The 1118-nt window shown below is 64.7% G+C and carries 1 protein-coding gene and 2 pseudogenes; all 3 read right to left on the bottom strand.

Annotated features, from left to right (window positions below):
* Positions 1-106: pseudogene (locus FJ980_RS35735) on the bottom strand (phosphoribosyl-ATP pyrophosphatase); the annotation flags it as partial.
* Between the two features lie 33 nt (positions 107-139).
* The gene (hisF, locus tag FJ980_RS33415; protein WP_181181415.1) at positions 140-934 is read right to left on the bottom strand and encodes an imidazole glycerol phosphate synthase subunit HisF; all 795 of its coding nucleotides are present in this window, start codon (positions 932-934) and stop codon (positions 140-142) included.
* Positions 931-1118 (bottom strand): annotated as a pseudogene (locus FJ980_RS33410) (arginase family protein); the annotation flags it as partial. The pseudogene FJ980_RS33410 and the gene hisF, both read right to left, overlap by 4 nt.

Raw genomic sequence — 1118 nt, 5'->3', positions numbered from 1 at the left:
TCTCAATACCGCGCGCGTAAAGCTTGGCGGTCCACGAGTCCGGATCGCCGGAATGGGCGCGTTCGCTGATGATTGTCTCCAGATCGGAGAGTGAAAACCCGGTCATGGCGCCTTGGCCCTATTTCTTAGCCGCAAGCCTCTAGGGCCGATCGCCCGAGGAGTCCAGCCGCATCGGCAGGCCGGCTTGCGCCATATGGGCCTTGGCCTCGGCGATCGTATAGGTGCCGAAATGGAAGATAGAGGCCGCCAGCACGGCACCTGCATGACCGTCGCGAATGCCTTCGACCATATGGTCGAGCGTGCCGACGCCGCCCGAAGCGATCACCGGGGCGCGCACCGCGTCCGATACCGCGCGGGTCAGCGCGATGTCATAACCGGCCTTGGTGCCGTCGCGGTCCATAGAGGTCAACAGGATCTCGCCGGCACCGCGATCGACCATTTTGCGGGCGAATTCGACCGCATCCATGCCGGTTTTTTCCCGTCCGCCATGGGTGAAGATCTCCCAGCGGTCGGCCTCGCCGGCGCTTGACACTTTCTTGGCGTCGATGGCGACGACGATGCACTGGTGGCCAACTTTGTCGGCGGCCTCGGCGACGAAATCCGGGTTCTTCACCGCTGCCGTGTTGATCGACACCTTGTCGGCGCCGGCCAGGAGCAATTTCCGGATATCGGCGACCTGCCGCACCCCGCCGCCGACGGTGAGCGGCATGAAGCATTGCTCGGCCGTGCGGGCGACGACATCGAAGATAGTCTCGCGATTGTCCGATGACGCGGTGATGTCGAGGAAGCAAAGCTCGTCGGCGCCGGCCGCGTCATAGGCCTTGGCGGCCTCGACAGGATCGCCGGCATCGACGAGATCGACGAAGTTGACGCCCTTGACGACGCGGCCGCCCTTGACGTCGAGACAGGGGATGACGCGGGCTTTCAGCATCAGCGGCCTTCTATCGTGGCTATGAGATCGTTGAGCAGCCGCCCGACCAGCGGCGGCACATCGGCCTGCGCATCGAAAGCCGGATCGTAGGCGGAAACGGTGATGCCGACGATCGGCACCGCAAGCGCCATAGCGCAGGTCGCGTCGCGCAATTGTTCCGGGGTCGGCCCGCCCGGCGCTACATAGC

Origin of the sequence: Mesorhizobium sp. B1-1-5, assembly GCF_006443065.1 — a bacterium.
Taxonomy (GTDB): domain Bacteria; phylum Pseudomonadota; class Alphaproteobacteria; order Rhizobiales; family Rhizobiaceae; genus Mesorhizobium.
Note: the sequence above shows the minus strand (reverse complement) of the source record. Positions and strands in the feature narration are given on the sequence as shown.